Here is a 17,910-nt window from a genome sequence, read left to right as displayed (position 1 = left end):
GGTCAATCTAGTGATGTTTAAAAATATGTGTACGTCTTACAGGGATATGTATACGTTCGATTTGGTAAGCCCAGATATAGTGAAGCTAAGTCAACAATGTGGATAAGGTAAGATGAAGATTTATAATGCAAAGGTGATTTTGGTCACGGGAGCATCCTCTGGCATAGGTAAAGCCACTGCGCTTAAGTTACTTTCTCAAGGTCATATAGTATATGGAGCTGCACGTAGGATGGAAAACATGGCCGAGCTAGTGCAAGCTGGTGGTGTTGCCCTCAAAGTGGATATTACCAACGAAGATGAAGTTGATGCTGCACTACAGACAATTTATACACGCCATGGCTATGTGGATGTGTTGATAAACAACGCTGGGTTTTCTGTTTATGGTGCGGTGGAAGAAACCAGCCAAGAAGATGTCAGAAAACAATTTGAAGTGAATTTTTTTGCTACAACGTTTATGACTCAAAAAGTACTGCCAATCATGCGCGAGCGAGGCCAGGGGCACATTATTAATGTCTCCTCTGTAGCAGGCAAAGTGTATACACCCTTGGGTGCTTGGTATCACGCTACAAAGCACGCTCTTGAAGGGTGGAGTGACTGTTTAAGAGTAGAGACACAACACTTAGGGTTAAAAGTATCTATCATTGAACCTGGCGCGATTGAGACTGAATTTAGCAACGTCATGATGGCACCTATGCTACTTCGCTCCGGTAATGGTCCATATCAAGCAATGGCTAAAAACATGGTAGAAGCGACATCGCAGGTGTATAAAGACACTAAAAATACCCGACCAGAGATCATCGCAGATACCATAGCGGTTGCGGTGAATAGCGAGGCTCCAAAGACACGCTACGCGGCCGGAAAATATGCGTTGCTGTTACTTTTTTTACGAAGGTGGCTATCGGATAAATACTTCGATAAATTGATTCTGGAGATGGTTAAGTAAGCAACGTATTAAATTTACAAGATGATAGAGTCCCGTGGCACTGAATAAAGCTGCGGGATTTGCAGAGTACGATATGACAAAAGCGATTGTAATTAATGATATAGCAGCAGTGCACAAGATGTTTGATCTCGACCCGCCTCGCCATCCTTTGGTGTCGGTGATCCGAGTCGATGACGTATTACTTACCAAAAATATTCCTTATATAAATCAAAGCTATATTATTAACTTATTTCAGATAAGCCTTAAATCAGGGTTTTGCGATGAATTAACTTATGGCCGAAATAAATATGATTTTAAAGAAGGCACATTGGTATTTACCAAACCAGGTCAACGTATCACAGTTTCTACCGCTGAGAGAGAGGTGGAACCGGGAGGTTGGACACTTTTGTTTCATCCTGACTTGATAAGAAAGTCTGCACTTGGAAAGTGTATAGAGCAATTCAGCTTCTTCTCTTATGATAGTCATGAAGCATTGCATTTGTCAGATGAAGAAAGAAAAAACCTGACTGATTTGGCGGATAAAATTGAAGTAGAGTACAAGCAGGGCATTGATAGGCATACCCAAACTCTGCTTGTTGCAAACATCGAGCTTATTCTCAATTATTGTGTGCGTTACTACGATCGACAGTTTTATGTGAGGACAAATACAAACTCTGATATTGTCGCTCGGCTTGACACATTATTGGATGATTACTTTGGTAAACAAAGGACATTAGAGCTAGGGCTTCCCACCGTTGGCTATTGCTCTAGCGCACTTCATATGTCTTCATCCTACCTCAGCGACATGCTAAAACGTGAAATAGGTAAATCGGCACAACAAGTCATTCAAGAGCGCCTTATTGATAGAGCAAAAACCTGTTTGTTAAGTACGGACGAACAAATTAGCCAAGTGGCCTACTCATTGGGATTTGAGTACCCACAGCATTTTAGTAAATTGTTTAAGGCAAAAACAGGGCTTAGTCCACAGCAATACCGCCGCGAGCACTAGTATAAAAGTTGTCCTCAGTAATACGGTGCTTGAAAGAACCAAGTAGAGAAGCGATACTTTTTGTTTACACCGCCTCTACATTAAGTCTTTCTGCGAGTAGCTGGCGCTCAGTATTTAATCCTCTGTAGTCTCGAAGTCCTGCGAGAAGCGCCCTGATTAATACTGTATCAGGGGTTTCGCATTGTAGTTGAGCCGCCAACAGAGCGATTGTATGGTCTACTATCTCACGCTTTTGTGGTGCAAGCTTTAGCTTTTGAGATTTTTCTTGGAGCTGTAAAAAAGCTTGTTGGACTTTTTGTTCGTGGAGTTGTCGTTTTTTGGCTTCGATCTCTTTTTGGGACGGGAAATCCTGATCGGTTAACACCGGCAACAGTGCTTGATTTGGTAGCGCTGTACAAATTGAGTCCATGCATGACACTACCCAATTAACCAGCTTTTCAGTGTCGAAATCAATACCTTCAATCACGGGAAGCGAAAGGTAGTTAGCTATAATGCCATCAAGTGTCATCGCAAGATCGGTTTTCCATGGCCGGACTTGCTCGCCATAGTTTTCAAGTAAAAAACCTTCCTGTAGCGTAAGCCACGTCAAGCGAAACTCTTGATAGAACATGATCAAGTTATTTGAAAAGCTCAGTGACTCCTCCTGCAATAAGAGTTGAAACATCGCTTGGTACTGCTGTAAATCTTCGTGCTGGAAGCGGATTTGTTGTTTTAGCTTGGCAATTGGAGTCAATTTATCACTTTCTAATATTGCTCTTATTTTATCCAGCAGATCCTCTGTTTGACGCTCAAAAACGGCTAATAGTAGTTCGTCTTTTGACTTAAAGTGTAGGTAGATAGCACCTTTCGAAATGCCGACTTTATTGGCGATGGTTTGCATGCTAAAGGCACTATCGCCCTCTGCTAAAAGTAACTGCTCCGCGCATGCTAGTATTAATTTCCGCTTATCAGACATAGCTCCTCCTGTTCACATTGCAGTATACAGTCAATTTAAAAATGACCAATAGGTCAGCTTTTAATTGACTAAATTTTTAATTTGGTCAATTATTATGTTGTCTATTCAACGGGGACATAATAATTATGAACAATACATCATCTTTAATACAACTAGTCAGGCGCACGCGGCCAAGTCGCCTATTACTATCAACTCTAGTTTTGTTTACGCTCATCTCTAGTATTTTAGGTTTATTGGTGCCTTTGCAAACGAAAAGATTGCTGGAAGAACTCGGAGAAAAAGGTCATTTTTCAAATGAACAGGTAGTCATATTAATTATGGTATTAGTATTTTCCGCTGTGCTAACAGGGTTGATGACTTATATCATGGGTAAAATTGGCAATGAGCAAAAGCTTAAATTACGCGGAGACCTTTTTCAGCACCTCATTCGTTTGCCTGTTTCCTTCTTTGATAATACTAGGGCTGGGGAGCCCGCGAATCGTATCGTAAAAGACACTGAAATTATTGAAAATCTCGTGAGCGAGCAGTCTGTGTCTTTTATATCTGGTGTGGTTTCATTATTTGGCTCTTTTATTATTCTATGGTTTTTAGACTGGCAAATGACACTTGTAATGCTTGGTGCAGTAACGGCTAGTTTTCTGATTATCTTACCGTTTTCCGTGAGGCTAACGGATCTTTCTAAGTCATTACAAGATACTGAAGCCTCTATGCTTGGAAGGTTAACCGAACTGTTTGCCAATATCCGCTTACTAAGAGCGCAAGGTGCAGAGAAAATAGAAGCTAAAAAGAATAATAATGAATTGAAGTCACTCTATAAAACCGCAATGTCAGAACATACGCTTTTAGCGACCATGGGCGCATTGGTGAATTTAGTGATCATGGCTTCGATAGTGTTAGTACTAGGATTTGGCGCATCAAGGGTTGCCAATAGTGCAATGACTCTGGGCGCTTTTGTTGCGTTTATTATGTTTTTACTGAACATTGTGTTGCCGATGGGGCAGTTAAGCATGGTGGTAGCCGCGTTTAATAAAGCAAAAGGAGCGGCCGTTCGTATTAATGAGATCTTAGCAACGACACCACCAAATGAAAGTGGTCATACGATTAGCCTGACCGATAAGTCAATTTATGTTCGCAATTTATCTTTTAGTTATGCTGATGATAAACCGGTATTTAAAAGCTTGAGCTGTGAATTCTTAAGTGGAAAGACGACCGCGATTGTTGGGCCATCAGGAGTTGGTAAGTCTACACTCTTCGCTTTGTTGCAGGGCTTTTATCAAGCGCAGCGTGGTTACATTGAAATTGCTGGGCTTAATGTTGAAGAGCTAGACCGAGCCAATTTAAGAGCGCAAATTGGTTACGTTGCGCAAGAGAGCCCGCTGTTGTGCGGCACCTTATATGAAAACTTGGTCTACGGTGCTTATGAGACAATAGATGATGAACAATTACAGCATGCCATTGCCACGGCCGATTTAGCAGAGTTCATCGCGACACTACCTGATGGGTTGAATACTCAAATTGGTGAGCGTGGCATTACTCTGTCTGGCGGACAAAGGCAACGAGTTGCATTGGCGCGAGCACTATTAAAAGACCCAGCATTGCTGCTGTTGGATGAAGCAACGGCAAGCCTTGATTCACAAAGTGAAGCCGCTATTCAAATTGCCCTGAAAAATGCAAAAAAAGGTCGTACTACAATTATCGCTGCGCATCGACTCAGTACGGTTATGGATGCTGATAATATTATCGTCATTAACAAAGGTGAGATTGAATCACAGGGAGATCATCAGTATTTGATGCAACACTCTTCGCTTTACCAAAGCCTAGTGAACAAACAGTTCAGCCTTCAAGCTGCAAGCTAATAACTTTGGTTGAGGTCCGTCAGTTGGATTGGTGGAAAGTGGATGAACAGTATTGTCATTGGGTAAATGATTTTATTAATACTTTTTGATGTTTTTTTAAAATGATATAGCACTAAAAGTTTAGGTGTGATAAAAAGTAATCATATTTAACTAAGTGCTATTTTAGTGATTGGTTAAAAAGGATTGGTTTTTAGGGAAGACAAATTAATTTTCGTAGGTTTGTTTATGCCCCATAGAGCATCACACACAAGTTCGCATACCTCTATCCCGCTGATTGTAGCGCTAACAAGCGTGTTGTTATTACTGACTTTGCTGAGCTTTCCAAGCAAGAGCAAACAGCCTGTAGAAACCAAAGTAGCAATACATAAGAGCGGCGCGATAAAGCATGACGCTCGCCAGATAGAATAAGAATGAAAAATTCGTATTTACCTAAAAGTATCTAATTCACACCATCACCTTACACTTTGTAACAGTTCAGAGTTCTTATATTTTATTTATTTAAAACAGATTGTTACTCTATTTTTATAACGATATTATCAAATTTCCGCAGGCATTCAGCCTATCATCTGACCTCGATAATTTGCTTATTATTTCTAACTCGGTATAGTTTGACGTCGGTCAGAATAGTAATAATATTGCTCAGTTTATGGGCGCAGGACAAATTGGCCTTACTTCTCAGAGGCAGGTATGCAATTAATTCAGTTAAAGTCAGATGACCCACAAGTAGTCGCGGTGTTTTCTGAAATCGATAAGCTTATGAACAGCTTATATCCAATCGCAAGTGCACAGTCTTTATCAATAGAAGAAATTAACCAACCTAACGTGTATGCCGTTGGCTTACAAAATGAAGAGGGCATTGTAGCGTGCGGTGCGATAGTAAAGCAGTTTGATAAAACCTTATACGGTGAAATTAAACGCCTATACGTGAAACCTAGCTATCGAGGTAAAGGGCTTTCTAAACGTATTATGCAAATTTTGCTTCACTACGCGGGTGAAGCGCAGATCCCACTTATTCGGCTGGAAACCGGCTCTAAGCAAGCCAATGCGATAAGTCTTTATGAGAGTTTGGGATTTGAGCGATGTGAACGCTTTGGTATGTATCGTGACAACCCGTTAAGTGTCTTTATGGCGTTATCACTGAAATCTTAACCTAGTAAAATAGGGATTGTCAGTATCGGCAGAGATACTGGCAATCTCTGCAAGCACCACAGTGACAGTTTGATTTTCTCGCTCTAAAACTAAACACTCCTGTTTGTCGACTATGGCCGTGTTTTCGCACCTGCCAAGCACAACTTCACCACCTTTCATCTCAATAGTAACCGCTAGGCGTTTTACGCACGCCAGTTCGATATAATCATACTGTTGGCAACTGATCATAGATACGTCCTTATTGAATAAAGCCACCTGCTTGTACAGATGGCTTTTGAAGCTTGGCTTATGCCTAAAGAGACTTAATTCCCATATTGTAAAGCGTAAAGCCATAAATATCGGCATACTGTTCAATCGTCTTGCTTATCGGTGTGCCTGCGCCATGTCCAGCATTGGTTTCGATACGAATAAGCGTCGGATTAGGACCTGTGTGTTTGCTTTGTAGCTCAGCTGCAAACTTATAAGAGTGTGCAGGTACTACGCGGTCATCGTGGTCACCTGTAGTGATCATGGTTGCTGGATAATTTACACCAGCCTTTACGTTATGCACAGGTGAATAACCTTTCAGGTATTCAAACATCTCTTTGTTGTCTTCCGCCGTACCGTAATCGTAAGCCCAGCCAGCACCAGCAGTAAACGTGTGGTAACGCAGCATATCAAGTACCCCTACCGCAGGTACAGCCACTTTGAATAGGTCTGGACGTTGCAACATCGTTGCACCTACTAACAAACCACCGTTCGAACCGCCGTTAATTGCAAGCTTTTCACTTGAAGTATAATTTTCAGATACTAAGTATTCGCCTGCAGCAATAAAGTCATCAAAGACGTTTTGTTTTTGCATTTGAGTACCAGCTTTGTGCCATTTTTTACCGTACTCACCGCCGCCACGTAAGTTTGCTACCGCATAAACACCACCCAGCTCTAACCAAGCTGCACGTGTCGGGCTAAAGTAAGGCTTAAGACTGACATTAAATCCACCATAACCGTACAACAGAGTCGGGTTGTTACCATCCAGTTTCAGCCCTTTTTTATGGGTGATGATCATCGGTACGCGGGTGCCATCTTTTGAGGTGTAAAAAACTTGCTTAGACACGTAAGCATCTGAATCAAAATCTACTTTATCTGAACTATATAACTCGCTACGGCCTGATTCTGCATCGAAAGCAAAGATAGATCGCGGGGTGTTGTAGTTAGTGAATGAGTAATAAAGTACTTTGTCTTCTTCCTCACCGCTAAAGCCACTCACAGTGCCTACACCTGGAAGCGCAATGTCACGGATCAGCTTACCTTTGAAGTCATATTGTTTTACCAATGAAATTGCATCTTTGATGTAAGTCGCAAATAGGTAACCAGAACCTGTTGAAACCGATAGTACATTATCGGTTTCTGGGATCACATCTTGCCAGTTTTCTGGTTGTGGCTGCTTCGCATTGACTTTAACGATACGACGGTTCGGCGCATCTAAGTTAGTGCTTAAGAACAATGTGTCGCCTTCACTATGGATCACGCTGGTATCAGAGTTGGTATGATCTAAAATTGTTACCCAGTCACTATTTGGCTTGCTTAAGTCACGAATAAATAGCTTGTTACCTGATGTTGATACCGCAGCAGAGATCACCAAGTATTTTTTATCGTCTGTTACACCACCATAAACATAACGGTGTTTTTGCGCATCAGTGGCACCAAAAATGACCTTATCTTGATCTTGAGGTGTGCCAATCTTGTGGTAATACACTTTATGTTGGTCAGTTTTTGCAGAAAGTTCACTGCCCTTAGGTTTATCATAGCTTGAGTAGTAAAAACCTTCATTACCAAACCAAGAGATACCACTAAACTTCACGTCGACTAGCGTTTCACCAACCTGCTCTTTCGTTTCGGCGTTTAGGACAATCACTTTACGCCAGTCACTCCCACCTTCGGAAATTTGATAAGCCACCAATGAGGCGTCTTTACTAAAACTTAATCCTGCAAGCGATGTTGTGCCATCTTCACTCATGGTATTTGGGTCTAAAAATACTTCTGCCTCTCCACCTTCTTTTTGGCGGTATAAAACACTTTGGTTTTGCAATCCATCATTTTTGTAGAAATAGGTATAGTTGCCGTGTTTAAAAGGTTGAGAAACACGCTCGTAATCAAGTAGTTCGGTGAGGCGTTTTTCGATGTCTTTACGATATGGAATCTGCGATAAATATGCTTGAGTAGTCTCGTTTTGCGCTTTTACCCACGCAGCGGTTTCTGCGCTTTTATCGTCTTCTAACCAGCGATATGGATCTGCCACTTGCGTACCAAAGTAGTTGTCTACCACGGTGCCTGTTTTAGTGATTGGATATTTCACAGATTGCGTCAATGCTGCATTATTAGATTGTTCATTTTCGGTATTAACACATCCGACAAGCGCAAGAGCAATGGCTCCAGCTAGTATCTTCTTTATCATTGTGGGGATTCCTATTGGTTCTTATTAGCTACTATCTCGCCGCAGTTTCTTGCGCCTTACTCAGCAATAAGACTTTTCGATACGGCATTTTTCGTTAAGCATTTATCAGTGTTGGACATGATTACGCTACTAGAATAGCTGTGGATTGTAGTGAAGCCGGTGTATTTGTCTACAAATTGTAGACAAATACACGAGTAAGAAGGTTAAATTGAAGTTGATTTGGCGTAATTATTATTGCCTTTGCATAAATATTGTGACTTCAGCCATCACAATACCGAACTTTTCAATATAAGAGCGGTTCATGAGAGTGGTTTGGTCAAAAGACCACATCCAATCATCAAAGTGTACTTCGTAGCTGGTGTCGTCAACGGGTAAGTCCATTCTATACTGCCAATTCATCGCATTGCCGTAGGTTTCACCCGATGCCGAGTTGAGGATATCGTCGGCGCGGCCTGAATACTGGTTGCCAGATGCTTTTGTAATAGTCCAAACTCGTGTTTTCACGCCATCACCGAGTAGATAGTTGAAGGACTCATCTAAAACAAGCTCTGACTGGTTATTGATTGAGCCTTTGATATCGACGGTAAACTGTTGAACTAAGTTACCATCTCTGTCTTGGACTATCCCCCATGCTTTTATGTCACCAACAAAAAACTCATAGGGGTCAAATTGCGGTTTAAGTGTCGAGTATTTTTTACCGTCAATGCCCGAACTGCATGCCGACAATAAAAATAAGGTGAGTACTGCAAGAGTGATGCGCATTGTTTTCTCCTTAGGCTTGAGGCCACTTTGAGTGCTATTGCTTTTGATATGTGAGCCAAATAGCGAAGATGAAATTAACGGAAAAAACCCATATGCTATTTCCGCTTTAGACCTAGAAGCTCGGCTCGTATGGTTGGTTCGGATGTTTTTTCACCGAGCCAAATATTGAAAAAACGGGTAGTAAATTCCGAATCTTTCACTTCGCCAATAAGCTTGTCATCTTGATAAAATTGAGTATAACCGTCAGCAGTTCTGACACCTAATAGCACGGTATCTTTTGAGACATCAGGAAATATTTGCGCCATTTTTGTTAGCCATCGCTCACCTCGACTTGAATCACTAAACCCTTGCTTTTGCATCTCTTCTAATGAGCGTTTTGCTATCTCTTTGCCGTCAAGTGCGCGTAAATAATGTAGCACCAATACAAAAGGCTGGTCTTGAGAGTACGCTCCTTGTGGCGCATAAAGGCTGGCATCATAAACATCCCAAAAAAGATAGGTCATTCGACTTGTTTTACCGACCTGTTGAGGGTTTTCTATAAATTGATTTACAAGATCACTAGTGCTTGCGAAACCCTGAGTGCTGAATAGCAACATCAAAAAGGCAAAGATGGTCCTTTGCATACTAACCTCTTCCTACATAAAAACGGTTAGCTCCTTATACGAACGAGCTGGAGAGTTTGTTCACTTTGCTGATGTCTGAAAGGTGCTGTCATCCCCCTTTACAATTTGCTAAGCTAGCTAAAATCTATATACAGGAGCTATTATGAGCCTTTCAATTCGCCCAGCAGAAGTAGCTGATGCCGCGACGATACTGCACTTTATCAACGAACTTGCAATTTATGAGAAAGAGCCAGATGCCGTGCTCAATACTGTGGAAGAAATAGAACAGAAACTGTTTGGTAAAGAAGCCAGAGCGCACAGCGTTATTTGTGAACTAGATGGTGAAGCAATCGGGTTCGCAGTGTATTTCTTTAATTATTCTACTTGGCTTGGCAAGCACGGGCTGTATCTTGAAGACTTATATGTGTCACAAGACAAACGCGGTGTTGGTGCAGGTAAAGGGATCATGAAATACCTAGCAAGACTTGCACTACAAAAGGACTGCGGTCGCTTTGAGTGGGTGGTACTGGACTGGAACAAGCCATCAATCGATTTTTATGAAAGTATCGGTGCTAAAGCACAAAACGAATGGATTATTTATCGCCTATCAGGGCAAGAACTCATCGATTTTGCTGAGCAAGTATAGTGGATTGAGTGGGCTATTTAGCCCGCTCAATCTCATGTTTTTTAAGTTATGGTTACTTATCTACATGGCCTAAATCACGCTCAGGATCTAATAAATCTCTCACTCTTCTTTTGAGCACCTTGGCTTCTGGAAAACCATCATCTGCTTTTCGGCACCAAATTAACGTATCGTTGTAGTAGATTTCGAATACGCCTTTACTTGCTGGTGCAAGTGCAACTTGTTTTAAATCGTCAGAGAAAGTTGAAAGCAATTCTTGTGCAAGCCAAGAAGCTCGCAGCATCCATTGGCAAAGCACGCAATAATGAATTGTAATGATCGGTTTTTGCATGAATTTACATTAACTTGAAGATTGTGATTGGATTTTAGCACTGTGATTTATGATGTGGCTAGTATGAAAAAAACGGGGGTTACCCCCCGAAATTATCCAGGGAGACCTTAATCATAAGGTCAGACTTTAAGTTACGGGTTATTCACATAGTAACAACCCCTTTTGTGGTAAGTTGGGGGGGAGACGTGACGAAAATTAGGATTCTAGTGATCGTTTCTATATTGATCCAAAGTTACGTTCAAATTATCAATCCAGTGCTGTCTATTTTTAAATTCTGATTGGATTGCTTGGCGTTGAGTCGATGTTAGATCAGGATGCCAAATTGAGAATATAAGTACAATTCGGTCACGGTCGCTGCCATTATGTGCCATATGCAAATAGGAGTCATCGAAGATGGTGAGTTGATGTTCTTGCCAAGAAACACGCTCGCCATTGACGTCTAGGTAACAGTTATGGGGAATATCTATGGCTAAATGCACTGTTAAGCTGTGGTTCGAAAGGCCGTAATGTGGAGTGATGGTTTGGCCTTTGGCTAATTTAGAGTAAAACACTTCGTATGGAGATGCGGTTAAGCCGTAACAAGGTACTTTCTCTAAGGCTTTTTTAAGTATAGGAAAGTGCTTTGACACTGAAACGTCTTCCACACCCTCTTTAAAAAGGGATAACGCTTGCCAGTTGTTACTATTTGCGAGCATTGGAAATGCGCTTTCATACTCTTTACCCGACAAATAAGGCGTAAGGTGTGAAGATGCGGTATCAAAAGCAGTGTGAAACTCTTTGATAATGTCGGGGATCGTAGCGTTAAAGCTTTCATACCATGCAAATTGCTCCGCGGGCCAGATAGGACGAGCACTTAAATTCGCGACGTAAAAAAGGTGTGGTGCTTGAGCTGTTTCGAAGGGTTTACTGCAGTATTGCACCCAGCGACCGGACTCAATGCTTGATGCTGTACCAAGGTTTTTTTCCATACACTGCCAAGCTTTTTGGAAGCGCTCAAGTGTTTGGGGGGCGGTGCTATTGGCGAGTTGAAGCCGCTTAAAGCTACCTGTGAGTGCTTCACATAGTGTGTAACATACGAGTGCTGTACTGTCTTCTCCCTTCTTCTCTAATAAATGTCCAAGGTACAGATACACTAAGTAGTTTTTGGGTGCCAGAGTAAGGCAGTGAAAGTAGGCCTTTTCACTTTCAGGTAACGCTCCAATTTGCTCTAAAATTACAGCAACCCGATAGCTTAGTTCAGCACTTTGAGGATAGCTATCGATTAGCTTCGATAATAATAATGGCCAACTATTTTGTGGCTCACATTCGAGAATTGGCTGTAAAAGTGAGTCTATATTGAGAGGTTGTGTCTCTTCGTTTGTCATTAAAGTGGTTTCTCTTTCTATTTATTAATAACGCCAATATCGAGTGGCAAAGTCATTCGATAGTTATTACCCGTAGGGTTAAATGGCTGTGTTCCATGCCAAAAATAAGAGGGGAAGATCACGATTTGCCCTCGTTGAGGCTTTACGGTTTTGAATGGTGGAAAATCGTAGGGTGGTGCCAGTGGTGGCCGTCCAAATTCAATTACACCATTGTTGCTGCCGTCATTTGGCGTGTTGATATATAAAACTACACTAATCCAACCTGCGGGATGAATATGGCTCACGTGGAAGCCTTGCTCCGTCAGTTTGACAGACCATGAGCCTGTAATGCATTTCTCTTTGTGTAAATGAGCCAAAAAAGGATGCTCTGGATCTACTTCCAACTTATTAAGGCATTTATCTATATCTTGCAGTAGTTGATCTCGAGCTTTAGAGATGATTTCGATATCTCTATTAAGCAAGCCTCCTGAAATTTGTGAGCCATTTACTAAGGTCTGTTCACTTGGAGCTTGTTTGCCTTGATGAAGTGTTAGTAAGCATGACTCCAACTCTTTAAGAAAGTCTTCAGTGTCTTGATAGCCGCTCGGAGCACCTAAGGTTGTGGTCAGAATAAAATCAGGGTTGCATAGAGCGTGGTGCTTTTGTTTATCGGTAGCTTGATACACTACGCTTAGCCAAGCTAATGCAAGTTGTGAGTTGGGCTGCGCTTGCAACACTTTTTCGAGCAGGGATTGTGCGGTACTGAACTTTCCAAGCTGGATTGCAAATTTTGCTTGCTCACATATCCTGTCGTAATTAACGACTATCTTATTGGCATTATCGAAATGCTCAAAGGCTGCATTTAGCTCATTGTTTGTGGCCGCCAGACGCCCTCTTAAAGCGAGTAATGTAGCTGAAGTATCGGCGTAACCTGACGCCTGAATACACTCCTCACATAATCTGTATTGATTAGTATTCCAGTACAGTTCAGCTAGGCACTCTATGAGTTCTAGGCGGTTATTTGCTGACTCCAGCGCGGTTAGCAAACTGGTAGCAAAAAGCGGATGCTGACCACTTTGCCAGTAAAGCTCGTTAATTGCTTTATGTATGATTGGATTATATGGGGCTTGCTTCAATGCCAGGTTGTAGGCTTGTTGTGCTTGTTCAAATTGACCATTTGCAAAAAAGCAGTCCCCGAGATTGTAAAGCGGTTCATAGTGTTCAGGTGCTTTTTGATACACAAATTTAAAGCATTGAATTGCTTGGTCAAATTTAGCCTGTAATTTATAGCAAAGGCCTAAGTTGTGTATTGCCCGAAAGACAACCGGAGAGTGTTGGGGAACTTGTTGATAGTAACTGATCGCCTCACTGAGGTTTCCTCTTGTTTTTTCAACGTCCCCGAGTATTTTGGTAAGTTGTCCAGAATCATCTAGAGATTGTCCTTTGAGTGCCCACTCACTTGCCAAGTCGAGCCGGTTTTGTTCAAGATACAGAAGCGACAAGTTTTTAAGTAAATCTAGATTTTTGGGCTCAGCTTCATACAGCGCAAGGTAATGGGCTTCTGCTTGGTGTAAATCACCCGATAGCCAGTAACATTTGGCTAGATGAGTTAAGATTTCAGTTTTAAGTGGGGCGAGTTTAGCTGCATCACTTAATGAGGTTATTGCGCTTTGCCATTCAGCAAGTGATTTATAGCAAATTCCCAAAAGGTAATGCAAATCGGGGTGAGGCGAGTCAGTAAAAGGCTGTAACTTAGTTAGCGCTTGTTGATATTGTTTTTGTTGGATCAATTTGAAAGCATCTTGAACTGCATTAGTAATTTCGGGCGCTTGCTTCATATTATTTTTTCTTAAACGGTCAATTAGACTGAGCTGCATACTTTTTATTTTAGCCAAACTCGACTTAGTTGCGAGCAAAGTGACGCTGCTTGAAGTTTTGTTAGTATTAACCAATCTTTCAGCGAGCTTGATTTAAAACTTAGTAACCTGCTGTGAATAAAAAACTATTACACTAATAACTGAAAAGGGAGCCGAAGCTCCCTTGTTTTCTGTATTAGTGGATTAGAACGTGTACACAGCACTCACGAAGTAGCGAGGACCTATTACGTCATACAACTCTGGGAATGTATTTGCTTGTTGTTGAGCATCACCTAATGGAGTTGGCTCAGTGTCTAACACATTTTTAATACCAAATGTTGCTTGTAGGTGATCCGTGAAGTGGTAGCTCGCACTAAGGTCAAGGTACCATTCTGCTTTAGATATAGGCACAATTTCGTTTTCGCCAGTATCTTCATCAACTTCGCTCATATATCGAACTAGCGCCGCTACGCTCAAATCACCTGAAGTCCATGTAAAGCGGTTATTACTCTGGAATTCTGGACGTGGTATACCACAAGTATTACCAAATTTACCAGCACAGTAATTAGTTTCTGTGAAGCCAACGCTTGGCGTTCTAAAGAACTTATCCAAGATTGTGTTCTTAGAGTTAATGTTCAGTGTTGAACCATTCTCACCAATTCCAAAATCAAGTTCTGTGGTCCAGTTGAAGTTAACGTCATAACCTTTTGTGCCTAGCGACGCGATGTTCGCGTTTAGCGCTGTAACAAGGTCTACGTTACCGTCAGGACGACGAGTAATTGCTTGACAGTATTCAGAGTTAGGATCTTTAAGTTGATTGTAACAAACATCCAGAATATTGTTTACGCCACCACCTAGTACATCGATTGCATCATCAATCGTGATATCAAAGTAATCGATTGTAATGTCAAAGTTTTCGGTTGGTGTAATAACAAGACCAAGAGTAACGGTTTCTGATGTTTCTTCTTTCAGGTCAGGATTACCACCGAAGCTACCTTCGATTTGCGCGTTTGCTTGTTCAAATACACCTACTTGAGAAGACGCAACACCGTGAGCCTCACAAAGCGCTCTGTCAGTTGTACCTTCTACAAAACCATCAACGCTACATGGATCGGTTGCGCTTGGGAAACCATTCGCAGCGCCCTGGAATAGCTCGGCGATATTAGGCGCACGTACAGATTCTTGATAACCAGCTCGGAAAGATACGTATTCATTCACTTTCCAGTTTATAGTTGTTGCAAATGAAGATGCATTACCAATGTTTGAATAGTCAGAAAGACGTCCCGCAAACCACAGTGTAATGTCTTCAGCAAATGCTGCATCAGTTACTAATGGAATATCAATCTCGGTGAATATTTCATCAACGCTATAACTACCAACTGTTGGTTCGCCAGCGTTAAAGCCCAAAACATCACCGGATGCTAAGAACTCATCAGGGCGGAAGCGTGAATCATCAAAACGGCTTTCGTAGCCAATTACAAAACCAATTGGCATATCAGCAGAAGGCACAGTAAATGGTAGCTCACCAGCAAAATCGATATGGAAAATTTCTTGTTTGATGTTCGTTACGTTAGATGCACCAACATTGATAAAATCAATCGCAGCTTGTGAAATATTACCTTCACCGAAGATGTTCAATGGTGCACAGCCACCTGACGTGTCTTGACATGCACTACCATCGTCAGTTACTAAAATAGCTTGTCTGAAGCGCGTTTCAGAAACGTCGTTATTAAGTAGGTTAGAGCGGTCTAGCTCAGAGCGGCTGTAGTAAGCGTTGTATGCCCAGTCACCGATAAAGCCATCAACACCTATCAACACTCGCATCGCATTACGTGTATCAATCGATTGACGTGGACCGTTTTCAACCATACGACGACCGATTGTAGCGAATGTAAAGTTACCATCGGCGTCAAGTTGACTAACCATATTGCCAGTTGGTTCACCTTCAGCATCAAGTTCAGGTACTAACGCTTTCATTGCAGCTTGAACGTCTGCACCGAAGTATGGACTGTCAGGGTTAACCACCAAGCCATTTACGAACGCTGGAGTCGGAGCTAGTTGTGATGGTACTTCGTTGCGAATGAAAGATAATTCACTATATAAGCGAGTTTCATCATTGATGTAATAGTGTGCAAAAGAGTTAAGTGTTAAACGCTCTTGCGGTAGTTGCAGGTAGTTATCAGGGGCATAGTTAAATGCATCGGCTGATGTATATGGTAGGCCTTCACCATTTGGACCAAAACGACCTAGAGTTGTACCGTTAGGAAGTGTAGGGCCTGCAAATATTCTTGTCCCAGGAATACCAGATGATCCACCAGGCACTAAACCTGTATCGCCTTCAGTGAGAGTTACATTAGTAAAGTCTCTGTCGCCTTGGAAGATTGATTCACGTTTAGCGTAACCAAAATAAATAGTGGCGTTGCCTTTACCGTCTGCAAAGTTGCCACCAAGCGTAAGATCTGTGTTGAACTTTTCACCATCGCCCTCTTCGGTGATGTCGTATAACGCAGAAATTTCAGCGCCTTCGAAGTCGTCTTTTAAACGAAAGTTTACAACACCTGCTAGTGCATCAGAGCCATATACCGCACCTGCACCACCTGTAATAATGTCTACACCTTCAATAAGAGAAGCAGGAATAGTGTTTAAGTCGACAACACCTGTTTGTGTTGCTGGTACCCAGCGGCGACCATTAACAAGAACAAGGGTACGCTCATCACCTAGGCCACGTAAATTTACTCGCGCGGTACCGTCACCAGGGTTATTTGAACTTGGTCCGAAAGAAGGAACGGTTAGCGGTAGTTCGGCAAGCTTTTGCTCGACGTTTAAGTTACCAGATATTGCAAACTCAGAACCGTCTAGTTCGATAACCGGCGTTTTCGCAGTTAACGCGACACGTTGAATACGAGAACCTGTAATAGAAATTCTTTCGACTTCTTCATTAGCACCATCAGCTGCTTCCTCGGCTGATGCTTGGATACTTAAACTTCCACCGATTAGGCATGCGGAAGTGATAAGCATACTTAACTTAGAACGCTTGAATTGTTTCATGATATCCCCTGATAGGTTTGTTTTAGATACCCTCGGCAAGTTTAATAACTCATCACAAAGGCTTATTAGTATCACGACGAAGTTATGACGGAAGCTTGGAATATGCCAGTTGAGATACGTAAGGCGATGGGAATCAGTGACGACAGGCGAGAAAAAAAAGATCAAATTTAATTTGCAGATTACATAGTGACAATCTATAACAATAATATGTTAACTATTGTGAAATAGGATACAAAGTACTAGTATCCTTGTTAACCTGTTGATGTGTTTAAGGTGATGAATGAAAAGAGTGACGATCTCTATTCCTAGCTATTTATCTGAGCTTGGCGTCGAAATAAGTACAAAATTAAAAGAAGTCGCAGTTTGTTCCCAGTTTGTTTACTATCAAAATATTGTTGATGTTTTAGAAACTATTGAGGTGGGTGAAATCGACTGTTTGTTAATTGATATTTCACATGATATTGACCTGAGACAGCAAGAATTAATCACAAGAAATTTCGACTCTGTGCCAACTATTAAAATAACGACAGATGTTAAATTAAATGCTTCTACAACAATGAGTGTTGATGGTAAAGATACAGAAGGTGCTCTGATCACCAATATTCTTCAGCTGGCATTTTTGCATTCTACAGAGGCGTCATCAGAGTATGTCCCGAATCAAAGACTGATTGTAAAAGACTCGGGGCATATTCATGTGATAAAAGTGGAAGACTTAGCTTGGGTTGGTGGTGCGGGAAACTATGTCGAACTTCATATGATCAATCGGCAGCGCTCAATCTTGCATAGGGACACGATGTCAGCAATGGAAAAAAGCCTTAAAACCTTTGGCTTTTCTAGGATCCATAAGTCTTCACTCGTTAATTTGAATGCTATCAGTGAACTTAAGACAAGAGATAATGGAGATTACGACGTTATTCTAGAAAACGGAGATTCACTCCACCTATCAAGACGTTATAAACAAAACTTGTCTTCTCTTTTACAGCCAACATAAGCTGACTGT

General features: G+C 41.6%; 15 protein-coding genes. 6 read left to right on the top strand and 9 right to left on the bottom strand.

Annotated features, from left to right (window positions below):
* The first annotated feature begins 112 nt into the window (after positions 1 to 112).
* Positions 113 to 943, top strand: coding sequence for an oxidoreductase (locus JJQ94_RS04675; protein ID WP_099029771.1), 831 nt, complete (start codon positions 113 to 115; stop codon positions 941 to 943).
* A 34-nt stretch (positions 944 to 977) separates the two neighbouring features.
* On the top strand, positions 978 to 1,931 hold the full coding sequence (locus JJQ94_RS04670; protein ID WP_201435419.1) for a helix-turn-helix domain-containing protein: 954 nt from the start codon (positions 978 to 980) through the stop codon (positions 1,929 to 1,931).
* Positions 1,932 to 1,995: 64 nt separating this feature from the next.
* On the opposite strand, the gene JJQ94_RS04665 is transcribed toward JJQ94_RS04670, so the two are convergent.
* Entirely contained in the window at positions 1,996 to 2,886 is an 891-nt protein-coding gene (locus JJQ94_RS04665) for a TetR/AcrR family transcriptional regulator (RefSeq protein WP_099029772.1), read from the bottom strand.
* A gap of 236 nt (positions 2,887 to 3,122) precedes the next feature.
* Here JJQ94_RS04665 and JJQ94_RS04660 point away from each other — a divergent pair, with 236 nt between their 5' ends.
* Together JJQ94_RS04660 and JJQ94_RS04655 are read left to right on the top strand one after the other, a co-directional pair.
* Positions 3,123 to 4,742 carry an ABC transporter ATP-binding protein gene (locus JJQ94_RS04660; RefSeq protein ID WP_236596446.1) on the top strand — a complete coding sequence of 540 codons (1,620 nt, stop codon included), beginning with the start codon at positions 3,123 to 3,125 and terminating at the stop codon, positions 4,740 to 4,742.
* 687 nt (positions 4,743 to 5,429) lie between these two features.
* Positions 5,430 to 5,891 (top strand): GNAT family N-acetyltransferase, encoded by a 462-nt coding sequence (locus JJQ94_RS04655; protein WP_088532757.1) that lies wholly within the window; start codon positions 5,430 to 5,432, stop codon positions 5,889 to 5,891.
* Here the strand turns inward: JJQ94_RS04655 and JJQ94_RS04650 are convergent.
* The 4 genes from JJQ94_RS04650 to JJQ94_RS04635 all read right to left on the bottom strand — a co-directional run bounded on the left by JJQ94_RS04650 (position 5,877) and on the right by JJQ94_RS04635 (position 9,710).
* The gene (locus JJQ94_RS04650) at positions 5,877 to 6,119 is read right to left on the bottom strand and encodes a Rho-binding antiterminator (RefSeq protein ID WP_099029775.1); all 243 of its coding nucleotides are present in this window, start codon (positions 6,117 to 6,119) and stop codon (positions 5,877 to 5,879) included. The two genes, JJQ94_RS04655 and JJQ94_RS04650, sit on opposite strands and share 15 nt — an antisense overlap.
* 64 nt (positions 6,120 to 6,183) lie before the next feature.
* Positions 6,184 to 8,325 (bottom strand): prolyl oligopeptidase family serine peptidase, encoded by a 2,142-nt coding sequence (locus JJQ94_RS04645; protein WP_099029776.1) that lies wholly within the window; start codon positions 8,323 to 8,325, stop codon positions 6,184 to 6,186.
* 231 nt (positions 8,326 to 8,556) lie between these two features.
* Positions 8,557 to 9,087: a DUF3833 domain-containing protein gene (locus JJQ94_RS04640; protein ID WP_099029777.1), complete on the bottom strand. Its 531-nt coding sequence runs from the start codon at positions 9,085 to 9,087 to the stop codon at positions 8,557 to 8,559.
* A gap of 95 nt (positions 9,088 to 9,182) precedes the next feature.
* Entirely contained in the window at positions 9,183 to 9,710 is a 528-nt protein-coding gene (locus JJQ94_RS04635) for a chalcone isomerase family protein (RefSeq protein ID WP_099029778.1), read from the bottom strand.
* 142 nt (positions 9,711 to 9,852) lie between these two features.
* On the opposite strand from JJQ94_RS04635, the gene JJQ94_RS04630 reads away from it, so the two are divergent.
* On the top strand, positions 9,853 to 10,335 hold the full coding sequence (locus tag JJQ94_RS04630) for a GNAT family N-acetyltransferase (protein ID WP_039496196.1): 483 nt from the start codon (positions 9,853 to 9,855) through the stop codon (positions 10,333 to 10,335).
* Between the two features lie 52 nt (positions 10,336 to 10,387).
* On the opposite strand, the gene JJQ94_RS04625 is transcribed toward JJQ94_RS04630, so the two are convergent.
* From JJQ94_RS04625 to JJQ94_RS04610, 4 genes are all read right to left on the bottom strand, one after another.
* Positions 10,388 to 10,663 (bottom strand): SelT/SelW/SelH family protein, encoded by a 276-nt coding sequence (locus JJQ94_RS04625; RefSeq protein ID WP_099029779.1) that lies wholly within the window; start codon positions 10,661 to 10,663, stop codon positions 10,388 to 10,390.
* 203 nt (positions 10,664 to 10,866) lie between these two features.
* Entirely contained in the window at positions 10,867 to 12,027 is a 1,161-nt protein-coding gene (locus tag JJQ94_RS04620) for an aspartyl/asparaginyl beta-hydroxylase domain-containing protein (RefSeq protein WP_099029780.1), read from the bottom strand.
* A 17-nt stretch (positions 12,028 to 12,044) separates the two neighbouring features.
* On the bottom strand, positions 12,045 to 13,844 hold the full coding sequence (locus JJQ94_RS04615; protein WP_099029781.1) for a 2OG-Fe(II) oxygenase family protein: 1,800 nt from the start codon (positions 13,842 to 13,844) through the stop codon (positions 12,045 to 12,047).
* Positions 13,845 to 14,066: 222 nt separating this feature from the next.
* Positions 14,067 to 16,910 (bottom strand): TonB-dependent receptor domain-containing protein, encoded by a 2,844-nt coding sequence (locus tag JJQ94_RS04610; protein WP_099029782.1) that lies wholly within the window; start codon positions 16,908 to 16,910, stop codon positions 14,067 to 14,069.
* A gap of 280 nt (positions 16,911 to 17,190) precedes the next feature.
* Here JJQ94_RS04610 and JJQ94_RS04605 point away from each other — a divergent pair, with 280 nt between their 5' ends.
* Entirely contained in the window at positions 17,191 to 17,901 is a 711-nt protein-coding gene (locus JJQ94_RS04605) for a LytR/AlgR family response regulator transcription factor (protein WP_099029783.1), read from the top strand.
* Positions 17,902 to 17,910: the final 9 nt, after the last annotated feature.

It is taken from the genome of Pseudoalteromonas sp. GCY, assembly GCF_016695175.1.
In the GTDB taxonomy this organism is placed as follows: domain Bacteria; phylum Pseudomonadota; class Gammaproteobacteria; order Enterobacterales; family Alteromonadaceae; genus Pseudoalteromonas.
Note: the sequence above shows the minus strand (reverse complement) of the source record. Positions and strands in the feature narration are given on the sequence as shown.